This is a genomic window from Pseudomonas sp. LjRoot71, from assembly GCF_964253255.1.
GTDB lineage: Bacteria > Pseudomonadota > Gammaproteobacteria > Pseudomonadales > Pseudomonadaceae > Aquipseudomonas.
The window spans coordinates 1,292,439-1,311,913 of sequence record NZ_CAXURA020000001.1 but is presented as its reverse complement, the minus strand read 5'-3'; the positions used below and the strand labels follow the sequence as shown (position 1 = coordinate 1,311,913).

Sequence of the window (19,475 nt, the reverse complement as noted above, 5' to 3'; positions counted from 1 at the left end):
GCACTTTAGTGTTCGTGCGGTTCGATATACAGCTCGTAGACCATTTCCAGGTCCCAGAACGTCGCCTCGATCTTGTGTCCGTCCAGGTCACGGACAAAACAGCCGTAGTAAGGCTCGCCGTATTCGGCACGCGGCCCTGGCGCGCCTTCGTCGCGGGCACCGGCTTCCAGGGCGGCCTGGTAGAAGTCATGCACGGCGGCTCGATTGGGTGCCACAAAACCGAAGTGGCTGCCATTGCCGATACTCGCCGGTTGGCCATTGATCGGTGTCTGCACCCAGAATTCCGGGTACTCGCGGCCATAGGCCACCGCACCAGGATGGGCGAGCACACGTTTGCAGCCGAGGGTGGCGAGCACCTGGTCGTAAAAGGCTGTGGCCTTTTCGAATTGATTGGTGCCGATGGAAATGTGCGAAAGGATACTGGGGTTGGCGTCAGCCATAAGACCGTCCTCCTTGGTTGGCGCTGGCGCTCACTCGACGTCGGGCTGGGTGCTACGCAGCATAAATAGACGAAACAGCACTACGCTGGAGAATAGCTGGAGAAAGCGGTTCGTGCAGTCCATCAACAGGCTGGCCAGGCTGTCATTGGCCAGGGTTGCATCGGTCTGGCTCCAGGCATCCAGCAGCCACAGTGGCAGCATCACAATCAGCACGCAGCCGAGCATGGGCCAGAAGTAACCGGTGCTCATAGTGAAGCTTTCCTGCAGGGCTTTCGGTGGGTGCATGCCGCGCAGCACCAGCAGGTACTCGGCAAACGCCAGTTTGACGATCAGCCAGATGCCCGGCAGGACAAACAGCGAAGCGCCCAGCAGGATGGCCAGGGTCATGATGGCCGCGAGTAGGGCAAATTGTGGCCAGAGGCGCAAACCCGCAGCCAGCAGGTCACGCGCACGTGGTTGCAGGCCGTTGCTGCGAGCATCGAGAAACAGGATCAGCGCCGCGCTGTACAGCGGATAGAACAACAGTCCTGCCAGCAGCCGCCAGGCATCTGCCGACTGCGCCGGAACCAGGCCACTGACCTGTTGCAGAAACAGCCCTTCAAGCACGATCAGTGGCAGGCACAGGCGAGTGATCGCCAGCAGGTTGTGGCTGAAGAAGTACCAGGAGTCACGCAGGACGGAGAACATATGCATGGCGGGCGCGCATTGAAAAAAGCAGTCGTCACTTTAGCTGATTGCGCTCGGTGCTCCTATGTCGGCGCAGCATGGGCGCGCCTTCTGGCATACTGCCCGCCGCGTATTACCCCGCCATGAGGATGACCGGTGAAGAAGATCGCCGTATTCGCCGATGTACAGAACCTCTATTACACCGTGCGCCAGGCCTATGGGTGTCATTTCAACTATGCCGCGCTGTGGGCTGATATCAGCCAGCATGGGCAGATTGTTGAGGCTTATGCCTACGCCATCGACCGTGGTGATCAGAAGCAGCAGCAGTTCCAGCAGATCCTGCGCAACCTCGGTTTTACCGTAAAGCTCAAGCCGTTTATCCAGCGCAGCGACGGTTCGGCCAAGGGCGACTGGGATGTGGGCATCACCATCGACATCATGGACGCCGCGCCACGGGTGGATGAAGTAGTGCTGGCTTCCGGTGATGGCGACTTCGACCTGCTGCTGGAAAAAATCCGCAGCAGTCATGGTGTCGAGGCAGTGGCCTATGGCGTGCCAGGACTGACCGCGCAATCGCTGGTGCGCGCGGCCAGCCGCTATGTGCCAATCGAAGGCAGCCTGTTGCTGAGAAACTGATCAATGCTTGCTGATTCCATCGCCGTACTCGACTTTGAAACCACTGGCATGTCGCCGGCTCAGCAGGCGCGCGCCACAGAAATCGGCGTGGTGATCGTCGAGGATGGGCAGATCGTCGCGCGCTACCAGAGCCTGATGAACAGCGGGGCCTGGGTGCCGCCGTTTATCGAGCAGCTCACCGGCATCAGCAACGCCATGCTGCGCACTGCCCCACCTGCGGCGCAGGTGATGCAGGAGGTGGCGGAATTTGTCGGTGAGCGCCCGCTGCTGGCACATAACGCCAGTTTCGACCAGAAGTTCTGGGACGCCGAGCTGGCACTGATTCGTCGCCGCCGCGTGCAACCCTTTGCCTGCTCCTTGCTGTTGTCGCGGCGCTTGTTGCCGATGGCGCCGAGCCACAAGCTGGGTAACTTGAATCAGTGGATCGGCCTGCCCGATACCGGTAAGGCGCACCGCGCGCTGGCCGATGCGGAAATGGCCGCCAACCTGACCTGCTTTATGGCAGCGCTGCTGCGTGAGCGGCATGGCATCGCCGATATTTCCCACGAACTGCTGTGCGACCTGCAGCGGGTGCCGGCGGCGAAGATGGCCTTGGCGTTGCAGAAAATTCGCGAGCAGCGCTAAGCGAGGCGGATGGCCATAAAAAAGGCTGCCATCAGGCAGCCTTTTTGCGTTTCGGATGGGACTCAGTTGTGCGCCAGCTTTTGCTCGTACTGGGCGAGCATTTTTTGTGCGTGGGCCACTTCCAGGGCTTCCATGGCGTTGATCGGTTTGATCGCCACGGCGCGCTTGAGGTGTTGCAGGGCTTTGGCTTGCTCGTCGTCACCGTATACGTAGGTCAGGGCATTGGCGTATTCGTAGTGGCCGATGGGCAGGTTGTCCTGGGCCTTGAAGCTGCGGCTGAAGTACTTCTCCATATTGTCGGCACTGACGCCGTAGGTCATGCGGCCGACCATCTTGCCGACCTTGCGGATCACGCCGGCTTCATAGCCGCCATACAGGGCGAGAGCGAAGGGTTGGTTCGGCTGTTTGGCCAGCAGTGCCTTGAGTTCATCAGGGATCTGCGAGGTGTAGCCGCGTTTGAGCACCACCGGTACTGACAGTTCTTCGCCCAGGCGTGCCTTGGCATAAACGCGGCCGAACTGGGCCACGGTGTCGGCCTGTACCAGCTCGCCAGCCTGGTCGGTGTAACTGATCACCTCTTCCAGCAGCTTATGTTTCTCCGCCTGGTCGGGCACCAGGAACATGGCGTAGACCACCTGGGCGAACATGGCGGGTACCTGGCCGCCGACGCCGAGTGCCAGGCCCTGCTGCTTCGCTTCGGCGAAATCGCCACGGAACACCATTCGCCAGACATCCTGCAGTTTGGCGGCATACACCTCGGCTTCTTCCGGCTTGCCGGTAAAGCCGGTATTGGCCAACACGGTTTTTTCCAATGCCTGCGGGTGGCTGGTGGCCATGGTCACGACCCAGTCGGCATCCGGGAAGGGGTAGTCGGCGCCGAAGCCGCGGGTCAGTTGCGGCCAGGCCTGGCGCAGCTTGTCGCCTGAATAGTCGTAGGCGCTCTGGTCGTAGGGGAAGGGTTTCCAGTTATCGGCCGCGACTGCACTGAAGCTGCAAGCGGCAAGTAAGGCAATAAGTGTGCGGCGCATGGCGATGACCTGATTGTTGTTGTAGGAGTCCCGCAAGGGATGCGCCGATCATAGAGCGCTACTTCCCGCGCCCCACCCATCCAAGGATGAGTTGCGCGGGTTTTCACTGCACGGGGTGTCTGCCATGGCCAGCCTTAAGCATGGCTGTCCTTGTGCTGAAACTGCCGGCGGTATTGGTTGGGTGACAGTTCCGTGTGCTGGCGGAACAGTCGAGCAAAGAAGCTGGCATCGTCGTAACCGACTTCGTAGCTGATGGTCTTGATGCTCTTGCGGGTGGCGCTGAGCAGGCCCTTGGCGGTTTCGATGCGCAGGCGCTGCAGGTAGTGCAGCGGTTTATCACCGGTGGCGGTCTGGAAACGGCGCATAAAGTTGCGGATGCTCATGCCGTGCTCGCGGGCCACATCCTCGAAGCGGAACTTGTCCGCAAAGTGGTCTTCCAGCCATTGCTGGATTTGCAGGATGGTCATGTCGTGGTGCAGCTTCTGCCCGCCAAAGCCAATGCGGCCGGGGGCGTAATTGCGCTGCACTTCATAAAGGATGTCACGGGCCACGCCCTGGGCCACGCTGGCGCCGCAGAACCGCTCGATCAGGTAGATATAAAGGTCGCAGGCGGAGGTCACGCCGCCGGCGCAGTACAGATTGTCGGCATCCGACAGGTGCTTTTCCTGATTGAGCAACACTTTGGGGAAACGCTCGGTGAATTCGTTGAAAAAGCGCCAGTAAGTGGTTGCCTCCTTGCCATCGAGCAGGCCGGCCTGGGCCATCCAGAACACCCCGGTGGCCTCGCCGCAGATCGCACTGCCGGCGGCGTGACGTTGTTTCAGCCAGCTGAGCACCTGCGGATGGCGTTGGCACAGAGCGTCGAAGTCGTCCCAGAAGGCCGGCAGGATGATCACGTCGGCGTCATCCAGTGCGCCATCGACCGGAATCAATACGTCACTGAAGCTGCGCACCGGCTGGCCGTCAGGGCTGACCAGGTGGATTTCAAAGGTCGGTGTCAGGCCCAGGCCTTGCTGCTTGCCATAGCGCAGGCTGGCCATATGAAAGAAGTCTTTGGCTTGCATCAGGGTCGAGGCAAACACGCCCTCCGTGGCAAGGATGCTGACGCGGTGCAGCGGTGCTGGTGACGGATTCGGCATAGATATTGTTCTTATTAAGGCTAAGTGGTCATGAGCTGGCTGGATCGTCTTATTTTTTGGCGCTTGTGTCCAGTGTGACCAAGCGTTTGCTTGGCTAAAGTCGAGGCCACTTTAAAACCGCCCCATCAAGCAGGTGTTGCCATGATTTCCAGAACGATTTTCAGCTCCGAACACGAACAGTTTCGCGACAGCGTGCGCAAGTTCCTAGAGCAGGAAGCAGTGCCTTTTCACCATCAGTGGGAGAAGGATGGTCATATCGACCGTGCGCTGTGGAACAAGGCGGGAGAGGCGGGGATGCTCTGCTCGCATATTCCGGAAGAGTACGGCGGTATGGCGGCAGACTTCCTCTATAGCACTGTGGTGATCGAGGAGGTTGGCCGTCTGGGGCTGACCGGCATCGGCTTCTCGCTGCACTCGGACATCGTTGCACCTTATATCCTGCATTACGGCAGCGAAGCGCAGAAGCAGTATTATCTGCCCAAGCTGGTGTCCGGTGAGATGGTCACCGCCATCGCCATGACCGAGCCGGGTGCCGGCTCCGACCTGCAGGGCGTCAAAACCACTGCCGTGCTGGATGGCGACGAGTATGTGATCAACGGCTCGAAGACCTTCATCACCAATGGCTTTCTCGCCGATCTGGTGATTGTGGTGGCCAAGACCGATCCGAAAGCCGGTGCCAAGGGCACCAGCCTGTTTCTGGTGGAAGCCAATACGCCGGGTTTCTCCAAGGGCAAGCGCCTGGAAAAGGTCGGCATGAAGGCCCAGGACACCTCCGAGCTGTTCTTCCAGGATGTGCGCGTGCCCAAGGAAAACCTGCTGGGTCAGGCCGGTATGGGCTTCGCCTACCTGATGCAGGAGCTGCCGCAGGAGCGTTTGACCGTCGGTGTTGGCGCGCTGGCGTCAGCCGAGGCGGCGCTCAAGTGGACGCTCGAATACACCCGCGAACGCAAGGCCTTCGGCAAGGCAATTGGTGACTTTCAGAACACCCGCTTCAAATTGGCTGAGATGGCCACAGAGATTCAGGTTGGTCGGGTGTTTGTCGACCGCTGCCTGGAGCTGCATCTGAATAAAAAGCTGGATGTACCGACTGCGGCCATGCTCAAGTACTGGGGCACCGACCTGCAGTGCAAAGTGCTGGATGAGTGTGTGCAGCTGCACGGTGGCTACGGCTATATGTGGGAATACCCGGTGGCGCGTGCCTGGGCTGACGCGCGGGTGCAACGTATCTATGCCGGCACCAACGAGATCATGAAAGAGATCATCGCCCGCTCGCTGGTATAAATCCGTAGAGGTGCTATGTTTGCCGATAATTAGCGCACTGCGCACCCTATAGCGCCCGCTGGTTTCGTAGTGGCAATACGGACCAGCTACTCGGCCAGGTTGCGAACACTGCTCTGAGTATTTTTCAGGCTGTAACGCCCCTTGTCGTCGCGGTTGACCTGGCCGATGGCAATGGCTGGGTCATGGGTAAACACCAGGCGGCCGCCGCGTGGGTAGAGGTCGGCGAGCAACGCTTCCTTCTCCTCGATCAGACCTTCGGGAAAACGGTCGTAGCCCATGGTGATCGGTAAATGCACCCAGGGTGCGCCGGGAATCAGATCGCCAGGAAATACCACCGGGCCGCCCGGCATGGCCACTTCCGGTAGCAGCTGACCGGGCGTGTGGCCGTCGCTCCAGTGCAGGCGCCAGTCCGGGCCGAGCAATTCGCACTGCTCGTTTTCGTCGATCAAATGCAGGCGACCGCTGTTCTCCAGTAGATCGAGCAGTTCCGGGATATAGGAGGCTTTGTCGCGAGCGTGGGGGTTGCAGGCGCGCTGCCACTGGCGCCGGCCGGTGATGAATTGCGCATTGGGGAACAGCAGGCGTGGCGGCTGATCGGCCTGCCAGGCGGCAAGCAGGCCGCCGGCATGGTCGAAGTGCAGGTGGGTGAGCACCACGATGTCGATATCGGCATCGCTCAGGCCTGCGGCCGCCAGGCTGTCGAGCAGCACGTGACGATCTTCCTGTACGCCGAAGCGCTGTTTCAGCTCCGGGCTGAAAAAGGCGCCGATGCCAGTCTCGATGAGGATATTGCGCTCGTCTTCCTGCACCAGCAGGGCGCGGCAGCCGAGGTCGATACGGTTCAGTTCGTCGGCTGGCATCCAGCGCTGCCACAAGGCCTTGGGTGCATTGCCGAACATGGCACCGCCATCGAGTTTCTGGCTGTTGCCGGTCAGGGTGGTCAGGGTTCGCATGGGGTTTCTCTTGTTCTTGTGCAGTGGTGGCGATTGTTTCAGCGTTCGACGGCCAGGGCCACACCCTGACCACCGCCGATACACAGGGTGGCCAGTGCACGGCGGGCATCGCGGCGCTGCATCTCATGGATCAGGCTGACCAGAATACGGCAACCGGATGCGCCGATAGGGTGACCGAGGGCGATGGCGCCGCCGTTGACGTTGACCTTGGCGCTGTCCCAGTGCAGCTCGCGGCCGACGGCGATGGCCTGGGCGGCGAAGGCTTCGTTGGCCTCGATCAGGTCGAGCTGTTCCAGGCTCCAGCCGGCGCGCTCCAGCGCTTTGCAACTGGCGAATACCGGGCCGATGCCCATCACGGCTGGGTCGACGCCGGCACTGGCATGGGCGGCAATACGGGCCAGCACTGGCAACTGCAGCTCGGCAGCTTTCTTGGCGCTCATCAGCAGCACCGCAGCGGCGCCGTCGTTGAGGGGCGAGGCGTTACCGGCCGTCACCGTGCCGTCGCTCTTGAACGCCGGGCGTAGCTTGCCCAGGCTGTCGAGGCTGGTGCCGGCGCGCGGCTGCTCGTCCTGGCTAAAGCTCAGAGGTTCACGGCCGCGTTGCGGGATGTCTACCGGCACGATCTCGCCGACAAAGCGGCCAGCTTCGATGGCGGCCTGAGCGCGTTGCTGCGAGCGCAGGGCGAAGGCGTCCTGTTCGGCGCGGTCGATGCCGTATTGTTCGGCCAGATTCTCGGCAGTGATACCCATGTGGTAGTCGTTGAAGGCATCCCACAGACCGTCCTGGATCATCGTGTCGACCAGTTGCGCATGGCCCATGCGCAGGCCGTTGCGGGCGCCTGGCATGACGTAGGGCGAAAGGCTCATGTTCTCCTGGCCGCCGGCGATGACGATATCGGCGTCGCCGCACTGGATCGATTGAGCGCCGAGGATCACCGCCTTGAGGCCGGAGCCGCAGACCTTGTTCAGCGTCATGGCCGGCACCGTGTGCGGCAGGCCGGCGAGGATCACGCTCTGCCGCGCCGGGTTCTGCCCACTGCCTGCGGTGAGCACCTGGCCGAGAATCACCTCGTCGACTTGCTCGCCGTCGATCCCCGTTCGGGCCAGCAGTTCACGGATCACCGCGGCGCCCAGCTGCGGGGCGGGGATACGGCTCAACGCGCCCTGGAAGCTGCCGATGGCGGTACGGCAGGCGGCGACGATTACGACTTCACGCATAGAGGCTCCTCGTCGGCTGAACATGCGCAGCCGAGGTTTGAATAAAAAAGCGCGGCTTGACGCCGCGCGAACGCTCAACCTTGTAGGGCGGCTGTAACCCGCCCTACGTTTAGAACTGCTCGGCAGCCAGGCCGTACAGCGGCTGACTGCCGGCGCGAATGCTCGCCTCCAGACTCAAGGTGCGCGGCAGCAGGCGGGTGAAGAAGAACTCGGCAGTGGCCAGCTTGCCGCTGTAGAAGGCGTCGTCTTCACTGCGCTTGCTCTGCGCCACCGCGGCCATACGCGCCCACATATAGGCGTAGGCGACGTAGCCGAACAGGTGCAGGTATTCCACCGAGGCGGCACCGACCGAGTTGGGATCGGCCTTGGCCTGTTCCAGTAGCCAGCCGCTGACCGCCTCCAGGCGCTCCAGCGCTTCGACCAGACGCTCGCCGTAGGGCGACTCATGTGCATGGGCGAATTCGCGTACCTCACTGGCGAACAGGCGCAGCGCCGCACCGCCATTGGCCACCACCTTGCGGCCCAGCAGATCGAGCGCCTGGATGCCGTTGGTGCCTTCGTAGATCTGCGCGATGCGCACGTCGCGCACCAGCTGCTCCTGGCCCCATTCGCGGATATAGCCGTGGCCGCCAAACACCTGCTGGCCATGCACGCAGGCCTCCAGACCGTTGTCGGTGAAGAAGGCCTTGGCGATGGGTGTAAGCAGGGCGACCAGCGCTTCGGCGTTCTGCCGCTCGCTGGTGTCCTCGGCGTACTTGGCCAGATCCAGCTGCTGGCCAACGTAGCAGGCAAAGGCGCGACCGCCCTCGTTCAGCGCCTTCATGGTCAGCAGCATGCGGCGCACATCGGCATGCACGATGATCGGGTCGGCGACCTTGTCGTTATTCACCGGGCCAGTGGCAGCCCTGCTCTGGATGCGTTCGCGGGTATAGGCAGCTGCAGACTGATAGGACGCCTCGGCGCAGCCGATGCCCTGGATGCCGATGGACAGACGCTCGTAGTTCATCATGGTGAACATCGCCGCCAAGCCTTTGTTCTCTTCGCCGATCAGGTAGCCGGTGGCGCCGTCGAAGTTCATCACACAGGTGGCCGATGCCTTGATGCCCATCTTGTGCTCGATGGAACCGCAGCTCACTGCGTTGCGCTCGCCGAGGCTAACGTCGGAACCCACCATGACCTTGGGCACCAGAAACAGCGAGATGCCTTTCGGCCCGGCCGGTGCACCGGGTAGCTTGGCCAGCACCAGGTGGATGATGTTTTCGGTCAGATCCTGCTCGCCACCAGTGATGAAGATCTTGCTGCCGCTGATGCGGTAGCTGCCGTCGGCCTGCGGCTCGGCGCGGGTGCGGATGATGCCCAGGTCGGTGCCGGCATGGGCCTCGGTCAGGCACATGGAGCCGGCCCAGCGGCCTTCGTACATCGGCGGCAGATAGGTGGTTTTCAACTCTTCGCTGGCGTGGGCGTCGATGGCCAGGCAGGCGCCGGAACTCAATGCCGAATACAAAGCGAAGCTGGAACCAGCGGCATAGAGCATCTCCTCGAAGGCCACGGCGAGCATCTTGGGCATGCCCATGCCGCCGTACTGCGGGTTGCCGGACAGGCCCACCCAGCCGCCTTCGGTGTAGGTGGCGTAGGCCTCGCGAAAACCAGCCGGGGTGCGCACGTCGCCGCCTTCCCACTGCGCACCTTCCTCATCGCCGCTGCGGTTGAGCGGGGCGATCAGGCCGCCGGTGACCTTGGCCGCTTCTTCGAGGATGGCGTCGGCGGTGTCGGCATCGACGGTTTCCGCCAGGGCCGGCAGACGTGCCCACAGGCTGGGCGCCTGGAAGACTTCATGGAGGACGAAGCGCATGTCGCGCAGCGGGGCGTTGAACTCGGGCATCGGTCACCTCGGCAGGGCACCGGGTCGTGGCCCGGTGTTTGGTTGAATAAAAAGGGGCCACCTTAGGTGACCCGAAAAGTCAGGCGTCCACGGAGTAGTCGCCTGGCTGCGTTGCAGGTTTCAATGGCTGGATGCAGCGGCCGCACCCAGGCCGGTCTGGGCCCGGACGAACTGGTCGTCGAAGGCGGCGCGTTCACGTTCGGCGCGGGTGCTGCGATCCAGTTTGGACACCACCACGATGACCAGGAAGGCCAGTGGCATGGAGAACAGCGCCGGGTGGTCATAGGGGTAGATCGCCTGGGCGTTGCCCAGCACGTTGACCCACACTGCTGGCGACAGGATCACCAACACCAGGGCGGTGACCAGGCCGGCGAAGCCGCCGAGCAGTGCGCCTCTGGTGGTCAGGTCTTTCCAGTACATGGCCATGATCAGCACCGGGAAGTTGGTCGAGGCGGCGATACCGAAGGTCAGGCCGACCAGAAAGGCCACGTTCTGCTGCTCAAAGAGAATGCCCAGGCCGATGGCGACGATGCCCAGGCCGACGGTGGCGATACGGGTGACGCGCATCTCGTCCTTTTCGCTGGCGCTGCCTTTCTTCCATACGGTGGCGTACAGGTCGTGGGAGATGGCCGATGCACCGGCCAGTGCCAGGCCGGCAACCACTGCGAGAATGGTGGCGAAGGCCACGGCCGAGAGGAAGCCGAGAAACAGGTTGCCGCCCACGGCCTTGGCCAGGTGCATGGCGACCATATTGCCGCCGCCGATCAGTGCACCCGTGGTGTCACCGCCGACGAAGAACTGCGGGTCGCTGCCGACGATAACGATGGCGGCATAGCCCAGCACCATCACCACCAGGAAGAAGAAACCGATAAAGCCGGTGGCGTAGAACACCGATTTACGCGCTTCCTTGGCGTTGGGCACGGTGAAGAAGCGCATCAGAATATGCGGCAGGCCGGCGATGCCGAACACCAGGCCCAGTGACAGCGAGGCGGCATTGATCGGGTCGGCGAGCATGCTGCCTGGGCCCATGATGTTCCAGCCGATGGCGTGGGCTTCCACGGCGCGGCTGGCCAGGGTTTCCAGGCTGAAGCCGAACTCTGCTAGGGCCAGGCCCGCCAGCGTGGTGCCGCCGGCGAGCAGCAGCACAGCCTTGATGATCTGTACCCAGGTGGTGGCGATCATGCCGCCGAAGATCACATAGACCAGCATCAGCACCCCAACCACCATTACGGCGGTGTTGTACTCAAGGCCGAACAGCAGCTTGATCAACTGGCCGGCACCGACCATCTGCACCACCAGGTAGCAGCACACCACGGTCAGCGAACCGAACGCGGCGAAGGTGCGGATCTTCGTTTGGTCGAGACGGTAGGACACGATGTCGGCGAAGGTGTAGCGGCCCAGGTTGCGCAGGCGCTCGGCCATCAGAAAGGTGATCACTGGCCAGCCGACGAAGAACGCCACGGTGTAAACGAAGCCATCGTAGCCCTTGGCGAACACCAGGCTGGACAGGCCCAGCAGGGTGGCGGCGGACATGTAATCGCCAGCGATTGCCAAACCATTCTGGAAGCCGCTGATACCGCCGCCGGCGGTGTAGAAATCAGAGGTGGATTTGGTCTGCCGCGCGGCCCACCAGGTAATCGCCAGGGTGGCCATGACGAACATGAAAAACATGGCAATGGCATGCAGGTTGATCGGTTGTTTTTCCGCCACGATGGGTGCAGCGAATGCAGCCGTTGGGCTCAGCAACAGGCCGGCAAGGCCGAGGGAGAGAAGGCGGCTCATTTCAGCTCCTCCAGCAGTTGTGCACCCAGGCTGTCGAAGCGGGTGTTGGCGCGGTACACGTACCAGCCGGTTAGCAGCCAGGACAGCACGATCACGGCAGCTGCCACGGGAATACCGACGGTCAATTGCCGGCCCACGGCCAATGGGGCGTGCAGCCATTGCGGGGCGAAAGCCACCACCAGCATAAACAGGTAGTAGCTGCCCAGAACCAGAGCGGTCAGCGACCAGGCCAGGCGCGAACGACTGCGCACCAATTGCTGAAACTTGGGGTTGGCCCGGATGCGCTCGCAACTCTGTGCGTGGTCGGACGCGCGGCTAGCGGTTGTCATGGTGTGGCTCCTTGTTTTTGTTGTTGCCTGGCGGTGTTTTGCGGATGCAGAGCCCCATGACGGTGGGCCATGGCCCACCGCCTGAGGTACGGATAAGGAATTGCGGTGCGTTACAGCGCCTTGGCCATATCGCGCAGGACGAACTTCTGGATCTTGCCGGTGCTGGTCTTCGGCAATTGGGTGAACACCACGGTGCGTGGCACCTTGAAGCCCGCCAGGTGTTCACGGCAGAAGCTGATGATGTCGGCTTCGCTTACTGCCTGCTGGTCGGTCTTGAGGGTGATAAAGGCGCACGGGGTTTCGCCCCATTTCTCATCCGGGCGCGCCACCACGGCAGCTTCCAGCACGCCGGGGTGGCGGTAGAGCACGCCTTCCACTTCGATGGTGGAAATGTTCTCGCCGCCGGAAATGATGATGTCCTTGAGGCGGTCACGGATTTCCACGTAACCGTCCGGGTGGCACACCGCCAGATCGCCGGTGTGGAACCAGTCGCCAGCAAAGGCTTCGGCAGTAGCGCTGGGGTTTTTCAGGTAGCCCTTCATCACGGTGTTGCCGCGCATGAAGATTTCGCCAATGGTTTCGCCATCACGCGGGGTGGGTTCGAGGGTTTTCGGGTCGGCCACCATCACCCCTTCCAGGGTCGGGTAGCGCACGCCTTGGCGCGCCTTGATCACCGCACGCTCATCCAGCGGCAGGGCATCCCATTCGGCATGCCAGGCGCACAGGGTGACCGGGCCGTAGACCTCGGTAAGACCGTAGACGTGGGTCACGGCGATGCCCATTTCCTCCACTGCGCCAATCACCTTGGCCGGTGGTGCAGCCCCGGCCACCATGGCCTTGACCGGGTGGTCGATGGCCGCTTTGGCTTCGGCCGGCATATTCACCAGGGCGTTGAGCACAATCGGTGCGCCGCACATATGGGTGACCTGCTCGGCGCGGATCAGGGTGAGAATCTTCGCTGGGTCAACGCGGCGCAGGAACACGTGCACGCCAGCCAGGGCGGTGATGGTCCAGGGGTAGCACCAGCCGTTGCAATGGAACATCGGCAGGGTCCACAGGTACACCGGGTGGTTGCCCATGGCCCAGGTCATCTGGTTGCCCAGCGAGTTCAGGTACGCGCCGCGGTGGTGGTAAACCACGCCCTTGGGGTTGCCAGTGGTGCCGGAGGTGTAGTTGAGGCTGATCGCCTGCCATTCGTCATCCGGCCATTGCCAGGCGAACTGCGGATCGCCTTCGGCGAGAAAGGCTTCGTAGTCAAGGTCGCTGACCGCCTGGCCTTCACCGTATTCCGGGTCGTCGACGTCGATCACCAGTGGCGGGTGATCAAGCATGCCCACGGCGGCGTGGATCACGTCATGGAACTCGCGGTCGGTGATCAGCACCTTGGCTTCACCGTGCTGCAGCATAAAGGCGATGGCCTCGGCATCCAGGCGCACATTGAGGGTGTTGAGTACGGCGCCGATCATGGGTACGCCGAAATGCGCTTCGAGCATCTGCGGAATATTCGGCAGCATCACCGCCACCGTGTCGCCCTTGCCGATGCCACGGCCGGCCAGGGCCGAGGCCAGGCGACGGCAGCGCGCATAGGTTTGCGCCCAGTTACGACGAATCGAACCGTGCACCACGGCCGGGTAGTGCGGGTAAACACTGGCGGTGCGTTCGATAAAGCTCAGCGGCGAGAGGGCGATGTGGTTGACGGCGGCAGGCGCAAGGCCCTGTTCATAAATCGACATGCGAGTACCCACGGCAGGTTGGATGCTCGGGCCATTGTGCGGGTAGTCTTACGCATAGGCCCGGTATTGTTCTGGGTCTATTTATATATCCATATTTTTATATATGGAAGTTAAACCATAGTTGTATAGTGTATTTACTATATATTTTCATTAGGTCTTAGCCCTTGGTCGCTTTGCAATTGGCGGCCTCGGGGAGGATGCTCGCCGGCCTTGGCTGCAAGGAATGTGAATCGGGATGAGTGAGATATCTGTGCAGTTGCACAGCTGGCTGCGCATGCAGCGCGAAAGCCTGCCGCTGGCGGTGCGGGCTGATGCGCTATTACGTGCTCTGCATGCCTGTCCGGAGGTGCGCCAGGCATTCTTTCTGCGCTGGCAGGCAGGCACGGCCATCTATAGCCATGAGGGACGTGCACCGCACCTGCCGCCCGGTTTTGGCGACCCGCTGCAGGCCAGTGACCAGATACTCTGCGAGCGCCTGCTGGTGGCGCCACGCCTTAGCCTGAACGAATTGCGCCAGTTGCCTTGCTGGCTGGCCGGACGGGTACGCCGTGCCGGCTTGAGCCACGGGGAGGTTCTGGCGCTGAGCCTGGATGAAGGCCATCACGATCTACTGTTGATCGAGTTGCAGGAGCAGGTCGGCAGCGACTGGCTTGGCCTGGTGCACGCATTGCTCCAGGCGCTGCTCGCCAGCCTGCCGCAGCAGGCGCGTGGCAGCCTGTTGCTGGGCAGCGACCCGCAGCCCAGCCTGTTGCTGGATATCGAGGCCCGCCCCTTGCAGCTCAACGCCGCCATGCATGAGTTGCTCGGGGCGCGCGAACTGGCGGCAGTGGCCGAACTGTTGCCGGTCAACACCGCGCAACTGGTACGCGCCTGCCTGCAGCAAGGGCGCGCCATTGAGGCGGTGGAGGCGCAGCATGCCGGCCAGGTACTGATGTGGGTCTTTATGCCCGACCCTGCCGAACAGCAGGTGCTGGCCCGCTGCCGTCCAGCTACGGCCCAGGTGCAGGCCGAGCGTGAATCGGCCAAGGCCAGCCGCCTGTATCGGCTGATCACCGAGAACACCACCGACCTGATTTCCCGGCACACTCCGGACGGGCGCTTTCTCGATGCCTCGCCGGCCAGTTGGACGCTGCTCGGCTACTGGCCGGAAACCCTGCGTGGCAGCCTGGTGCAGGCGTTGTTCCACGAGCAGGATCAACAGCATCTGGTGGACAGCACCCGCGAGGCGCTGGAGCAGGATGGCTACCACACCATGACTTATCGCATTCGCCATCGCGATGGGCATTACCTGTGGTTCGAGACGGCCAGTCGCGCCATTCGCGAGACCTACACCGGCGCGGTAGTCGAAGTGGTCAGCGTGTCGCGGGACATCACCGCGCGGGTGCTGGCCGAAGAAAACAAGCGCCGGCTGGCCGAAGTGGTGGAAGCCAATACCGATCTGGTGCTGTTTATCGACCCCAACGGGCACCTGGCGCACCTCAACCCATCGGCCCGTCATGCGCTGAATATCGAAGAGCAACAGCCGTTGCCGGCACTGGATCGACTATTGGCCGAGGACGACTTGCAGCGTCTACAACGAACGGGATGGGCCACCGCCGACAGCCAGGGTGTGTGGAGTGCGGAGGTGCGCTTATTGCCGCTGGGCGCGCGGGCGCCATTGCCGGTGTCGCTGGTGCTGCTGGCTCACCGTGGCCGCGATGGCGAACATTACTATTCGCTGGTGGCGCGCGACATGACCGAGCGCGAACTGCGTGAAACCCAGCAGCGCCGCCATCAAGACGAGCTGGCGCACACCGCGCGGTTGGTCACTTTGGGTGAGCTGGCCTCGGGTATTGCCCATGAGATCAACCAGCCGCTGGCGGCGGTGGTCAACTACGCCAGTGCCAGCCAGCGCTACCTCAAGGCCCTGGGTGACAACCCGGAGGCGGCGGATAAAGTGGCGCAGGGCCTGGAACGGATCACCGAACACGCCAACCATGCCTCGGAAGTGATCAAGCGCCTGCGCGCCTTTCTGCGCAAGGGCCAGCGGCGCACCCAGGCGCTGGATATCGCCAGTGTGGCGCGCGAGGCGGTGCGCCTGTGTCAGTGGGAAGCCAGTAACTGGCAGGTGACCATTGCCGAGCACCTGGCGGACAATCTGCCACCGGTGTATGCCGACCGGGTTCTGCTCGAACAGGTGCTGCTCAATCTGCTGCGCAATGCCATCGATGCCAACCGCGAGGCTCATCCCGGCCAGGCTTCACGCATCGAACTGTGTGCCATCGAACAGGCCGGCCAGCTGTGTGTGCAGGTGTGGGACCAGGGGCCAGGAGTGGCACAGGGTGAGCTGGAACATATTTTCACGCCGTTCTACACCAGCAAGGCCGAAGGGCTGGGGCTGGGCTTGTCGATGAGTCGCAGTATCATCGAAGGCTTTGGTGGTGCGCTGGAAGCGCAGCCGGGAGCTGGCGGCGGGCTGTGTCTGGAGTGTCGTCTGCCGCTGTTGCACGGTGAAGATGTCGAGGTCTGAAAGGGGCGTGATCATGCATAACAACAAAAGGAGCAGGGCATGAGCCCGCAAGTACAACAACGGGTGTATGTGGTCGATGACGACCAGGGCATGCTCGACTCCACCGTCTGGTTGCTTGAGTCGGTGGGGCTCAAGGCGTTGCCGTTCACCAGTGGGCGAGCGTTTCTCGAGGCCTGTGACGAACACAGCCAGGGCTGTGTGCTGCTGGATGTACGCATGCCCGGCATGGGTGGTTTGAATGTGCAGGATGCAATGCGCACGCGCGGCATGCAGATGCCGGTGATCTTTGTCAGCGGGCATGCCGACGTGCCCATCGTGGTGCGTGCCTTCCGTGCGGGGGCCGCGGACTTTATCGAGAAGCCCTACAACGAACAGCTGCTGCTCGACAGCGTGCAGCATGCTCTCAGCCATGTGCCAGCCGCTGCACAGAGCGACCCACGACTCCAGCTGGTGCAGGATCGTCTGGCCAGCCTGACGCCGCGTGAGCGTGACGTATTGCTGCCGCTGGTACGCGGTTACACCAACCGCGAGGTGGCCGAACAGCTGGATATCAGCGTGAAAACCATCGACCTGTATCGCTCACGGGTGATGAAGCGCATGCAGGCCGACACCCTGCCGGAGCTGGTGGGCATGGCGATTGCCGCCGGCCTGGTGGATGCTCTGCAGTTGCGTGACGCCAGCCGCTGAGCATCAGCCTGTGGCCGGCCACTGCGCCAGTGCCGAGGCTGGGCCGGGCTTGGCAAACAGATAGCCCTGAAACCGCCGGCAGCCCATCTGTTGCAGGGCCTCAAACTGGGCCTGGGTTTCCACCCCTTCGGCGGTGACGCTCAGGCCGAGGTTGTCGCCCAGGGCGAGGATGGTGCGCACGATGGCGGCATTGCTGGGTTGTTCGAGCAGATCATGGACAAATGACTGGTCGATCTTCAACTGATCCAGCGGCAGGCGTTTGAGGTAGTTCAGCGACGAGTAGCCCGCGCCGAAATCGTCCAGCGCCAGGTGGATGCCATGGGCCTTGAGCTGGCTCATCTTGCTGATCAGGTTTTCCACATCTTCCACCAGCTGGCTTTCCGTCAGCTCCAACTCCAGGCGGCGTGGATCGGCGCCACTTTCGGCCAGGGTGGCGCAGACGTCGGCGACAAAATCGGGGTGATGGAACTGCCGCGCGCTGACGTTGACTGCCAGGGTCAGTTGCTTCAATTGCGGGTCCTGGGCCCAGACCACCAGTTGCTCGCAAGCGCTGTGCAGGATCAACCGGCCGAGGTGCAGAATCAGCCCGCTGCTTTCGGCCAGGGGAATAAAGCTCGCCGGTGACACCAGCCCGCGTGTCGGGTGTTGCCAGCGCACCAGGGCTTCGGCCCCGATCAGTTGCCCCCGGGCATCCACCTGTGGCTGGTAATGCAGGATAAACCGGCGCTCGACCAGACTCTGGCGCAGGTCGAACTCCAGGCTGGCGCGGGCGCTGACTTCGGCCTGCATTTGCGGGTCGAAGAAACGCATGGCATTACGCCCGGCTGCCTTGGCGTGATACATGGCCATATCCGCCCGCTTGAGCACTTCGTCCACTGTGCTGCGGTCGTTGGGGAACAGGGCGATGCCGACACTGGCGGTGCTGCTGTGGTTACGCTCAAGCAGGCTGTAGGGGGCTGAAAGGGCGGCGACGATCTTGTTGCCGACAGACTCGACCTGGCTGACGGCCTGTGCCGGTTGCAGGCTCAGGCCTTCGAGCATCAGCACGAATTCATCGCCGCCCAGGCGGGCCAGGGTGTCCTGGGCGCGCACATGGCCGCTCAGGCGTTGGGCCACCTGCTGCAACAACTGGTCGCCCATGTCGTGGCCGAGGGTGTCGTTGAGGTCCTTGAAATTGTCCAGGTCGATAAACAGCAGCGCGCCCTGTTGCAGGCCGCGCGCATGCTTGGCCAGGGCCTGTTGCAGACGGTCGAGCAGCAGGCGTCGGTTGGGCAGGCCGGTCAGTGGGTCGTAGAAGGCCAACTGGTTGATCTTCTCCAGGTTCTTCTTGTGCTCGCTGATATCGGTGGAAATGCCACACAGGGCGTAGATTTCGCCACGACTGTCGCGCAGCGGCAGTTTGGTCGAGAGGAAGGCCAGCTGGGTCTCACCGGTCAGGCTGCGGTTGATTTCTTCGGTCTGTACCCGTTCGCCGAGCTTGAGCACACGGCGGTCGTTTTCATGCAGGTTGGTCGCGGTGTCGAGGTCGAAGAACTGGTCGTCGGTCTTGCCAATGACCTGCGCCAGGGACAGGCCGAACAGCTCGCAGACCTTGCGGTTGGCGTACTGGTAACGCAGCTGCGCATCCTTGATGTAGATGTAGGCTTCGACACTGTCGAGGATGGTGTTCAGGCGTTGCTCGCTGGCTTGCAGGTGCTGGGTTTTTTCGCGCACCTGGCGGCGCAGCAGCAGTGCTCCGCCAAGGGCAATGGCCAGTAGCAGGGCCAGAGTGGCCAGGCCCCACCAGACGGCCGTGGGGATCAGCACCTTGGGGCGCTCGCCTCCCCAGCGTTGCAGGCTCTGGTAGTAGACCGACGACGGCGAGTTCTGCCAGGCCTTGAGATAGTGATCGATGCTGCTCAGCAGGTCGGCGTTCTGCCCCTTGCGGGTGGCGAAAAACAACTGAGCCGGCTGGAACATGATTGAGGAGCTTTGCAGCTGGTAGTGCGGGGCATGGAAGTCGCCAAAACGCTGGTTGGCCACTGCCGCATCAGCCTGCCCCGAGGCCACCAGCTCGAAGCCCTGCGGCAGGCTTTGCACACCGAGCAACTGGGCTTTCAGGCCGAAACTGTCGAGCAGGCTTTGCAGGTACTGCTCCTGCACCGAACCCTGCAACACGGCGATGCGCATGCCCTGCAGGTCGAGTATCGACTTGAGGTGAAGGTTTTCACTGCTGTACAGCTGCGACCAACTGAACAGGGCAGGTTGCTTGTGGAAATCCAGTACCTGGGCACGGCTTTCGTTGTAGGCGACATCCGGCAGCAGGTCGATCTCGCCACGCTGCACGCGCTCCAGGCATTGCTGCCATTCACAGGGCTGCGGTAGCAGTTGCCAGTCTTCCTGGCGAGCGATCTCGTTGAGCAGTTCGCCGAAGATCCCCGAGAGCTGGCCATCCTGGCCCAGGAGGATTTTTGGCTCGTTGGCGTAGACCCCGACGCTCACCTGGCGTGGCTGGGCTTCGACCACCGAACTGGTGAGCAGTCCGGTCAGCAGCAGGGCGGCAAGGTGGCGCAATAACGGTCGCTGCATG

The 19,475-nt window shown here is 62.5% G+C and carries 16 protein-coding genes; 5 read left to right on the top strand and 11 right to left on the bottom strand.

Features of this window, described 5'->3' with window-relative positions; all coding sequences use genetic code 11:
* Window positions 1-5: 5 nt before the first annotated feature.
* Window positions 6-440: a VOC family protein gene (locus ACSQ17_RS06200; protein WP_436068024.1), complete on the bottom strand. Its 435-nt coding sequence runs from the start codon at window positions 438-440 to the stop codon at window positions 6-8.
* A 30-nt stretch (window positions 441-470) separates the two neighbouring features.
* Window positions 471-1,133, bottom strand: a complete 663-nt coding sequence (locus ACSQ17_RS06195; protein WP_436068023.1) for a hypothetical protein — start codon at window positions 1,131-1,133, stop codon at window positions 471-473.
* A 129-nt stretch (window positions 1,134-1,262) separates the two neighbouring features.
* On the opposite strand from ACSQ17_RS06195, the gene ACSQ17_RS06190 reads away from it, so the two are divergent.
* Both ACSQ17_RS06190 and ACSQ17_RS06185 read left to right on the top strand, forming a co-directional pair.
* Entirely contained in the window at window positions 1,263-1,742 is a 480-nt protein-coding gene (locus ACSQ17_RS06190; protein ID WP_436068022.1) for an NYN domain-containing protein, read from the top strand.
* Window positions 1,743-1,745: 3 nt separating this feature from the next.
* Window positions 1,746-2,366 carry a 3'-5' exonuclease gene (locus tag ACSQ17_RS06185; RefSeq protein WP_436068021.1) on the top strand — a complete coding sequence of 207 codons (621 nt, stop codon included), beginning with the start codon at window positions 1,746-1,748 and terminating at the stop codon, window positions 2,364-2,366.
* A 62-nt stretch (window positions 2,367-2,428) separates the two neighbouring features.
* On the opposite strand, the gene ACSQ17_RS06180 is transcribed toward ACSQ17_RS06185, so the two are convergent.
* Complete coding sequence (locus tag ACSQ17_RS06180) at window positions 2,429-3,394, bottom strand: hypothetical protein (RefSeq protein ID WP_436068020.1); 966 nt, start codon at window positions 3,392-3,394, stop codon at window positions 2,429-2,431.
* A gap of 134 nt (window positions 3,395-3,528) precedes the next feature.
* Window positions 3,529-4,434: a GlxA family transcriptional regulator gene (locus ACSQ17_RS06175; protein ID WP_167360448.1), complete on the bottom strand. Its 906-nt coding sequence runs from the start codon at window positions 4,432-4,434 to the stop codon at window positions 3,529-3,531.
* A 240-nt stretch (window positions 4,435-4,674) separates the two neighbouring features.
* On the opposite strand from ACSQ17_RS06175, the gene ACSQ17_RS06170 reads away from it, so the two are divergent.
* Window positions 4,675-5,814, top strand: a complete 1,140-nt coding sequence (locus ACSQ17_RS06170; protein ID WP_436068019.1) for an acyl-CoA dehydrogenase family protein — start codon at window positions 4,675-4,677, stop codon at window positions 5,812-5,814.
* An 86-nt stretch (window positions 5,815-5,900) separates the two neighbouring features.
* On the opposite strand, the gene ACSQ17_RS06165 is transcribed toward ACSQ17_RS06170, so the two are convergent.
* The 6 genes from ACSQ17_RS06165 to ACSQ17_RS06140 form a co-directional block, all read right to left on the bottom strand.
* The gene (locus ACSQ17_RS06165; protein WP_436068018.1) at window positions 5,901-6,767 is read right to left on the bottom strand and encodes an MBL fold metallo-hydrolase; all 867 of its coding nucleotides are present in this window, start codon (window positions 6,765-6,767) and stop codon (window positions 5,901-5,903) included.
* A gap of 38 nt (window positions 6,768-6,805) precedes the next feature.
* Window positions 6,806-7,984: an acetyl-CoA C-acetyltransferase gene (locus ACSQ17_RS06160; protein ID WP_436068017.1), complete on the bottom strand. Its 1,179-nt coding sequence runs from the start codon at window positions 7,982-7,984 to the stop codon at window positions 6,806-6,808.
* 109 nt (window positions 7,985-8,093) lie between these two features.
* Window positions 8,094-9,866 (bottom strand): acyl-CoA dehydrogenase C-terminal domain-containing protein, encoded by a 1,773-nt coding sequence (locus ACSQ17_RS06155; RefSeq protein WP_436068016.1) that lies wholly within the window; start codon window positions 9,864-9,866, stop codon window positions 8,094-8,096.
* 120 nt (window positions 9,867-9,986) lie between these two features.
* Window positions 9,987-11,648, bottom strand: a complete 1,662-nt coding sequence (locus ACSQ17_RS06150) for a cation acetate symporter (RefSeq protein WP_436068015.1) — start codon at window positions 11,646-11,648, stop codon at window positions 9,987-9,989.
* Window positions 11,645-11,977 carry a DUF485 domain-containing protein gene (locus ACSQ17_RS06145; protein WP_436068014.1) on the bottom strand — a complete coding sequence of 111 codons (333 nt, stop codon included), beginning with the start codon at window positions 11,975-11,977 and terminating at the stop codon, window positions 11,645-11,647. Before ACSQ17_RS06145 ends, ACSQ17_RS06150 begins: the two co-directional genes overlap by 4 nt.
* 110 nt (window positions 11,978-12,087) lie before the next feature.
* Complete coding sequence (locus ACSQ17_RS06140; RefSeq protein ID WP_436068013.1) at window positions 12,088-13,710, bottom strand: acyl-CoA synthetase; 1,623 nt, start codon at window positions 13,708-13,710, stop codon at window positions 12,088-12,090.
* A 235-nt stretch (window positions 13,711-13,945) separates the two neighbouring features.
* On the opposite strand from ACSQ17_RS06140, the gene ACSQ17_RS06135 reads away from it, so the two are divergent.
* Window positions 13,946-16,219, top strand: coding sequence for a PAS domain-containing sensor histidine kinase (locus tag ACSQ17_RS06135; protein ID WP_436068012.1), 2,274 nt, complete (start codon window positions 13,946-13,948; stop codon window positions 16,217-16,219).
* A 39-nt stretch (window positions 16,220-16,258) separates the two neighbouring features.
* A complete protein-coding gene (locus ACSQ17_RS06130) occupies window positions 16,259-16,906 on the top strand; it encodes a response regulator transcription factor (RefSeq protein ID WP_436068011.1) in 648 nt (215 codons plus the stop codon).
* 3 nt (window positions 16,907-16,909) lie between these two features.
* Here the strand turns inward: ACSQ17_RS06130 and ACSQ17_RS06125 are convergent, their stop codons facing one another.
* Window positions 16,910-19,474, bottom strand: a complete 2,565-nt coding sequence (locus ACSQ17_RS06125; RefSeq protein ID WP_436068010.1) for an EAL domain-containing protein — start codon at window positions 19,472-19,474, stop codon at window positions 16,910-16,912.
* Between the last annotated feature and the right edge of the window lies 1 nt (window position 19,475).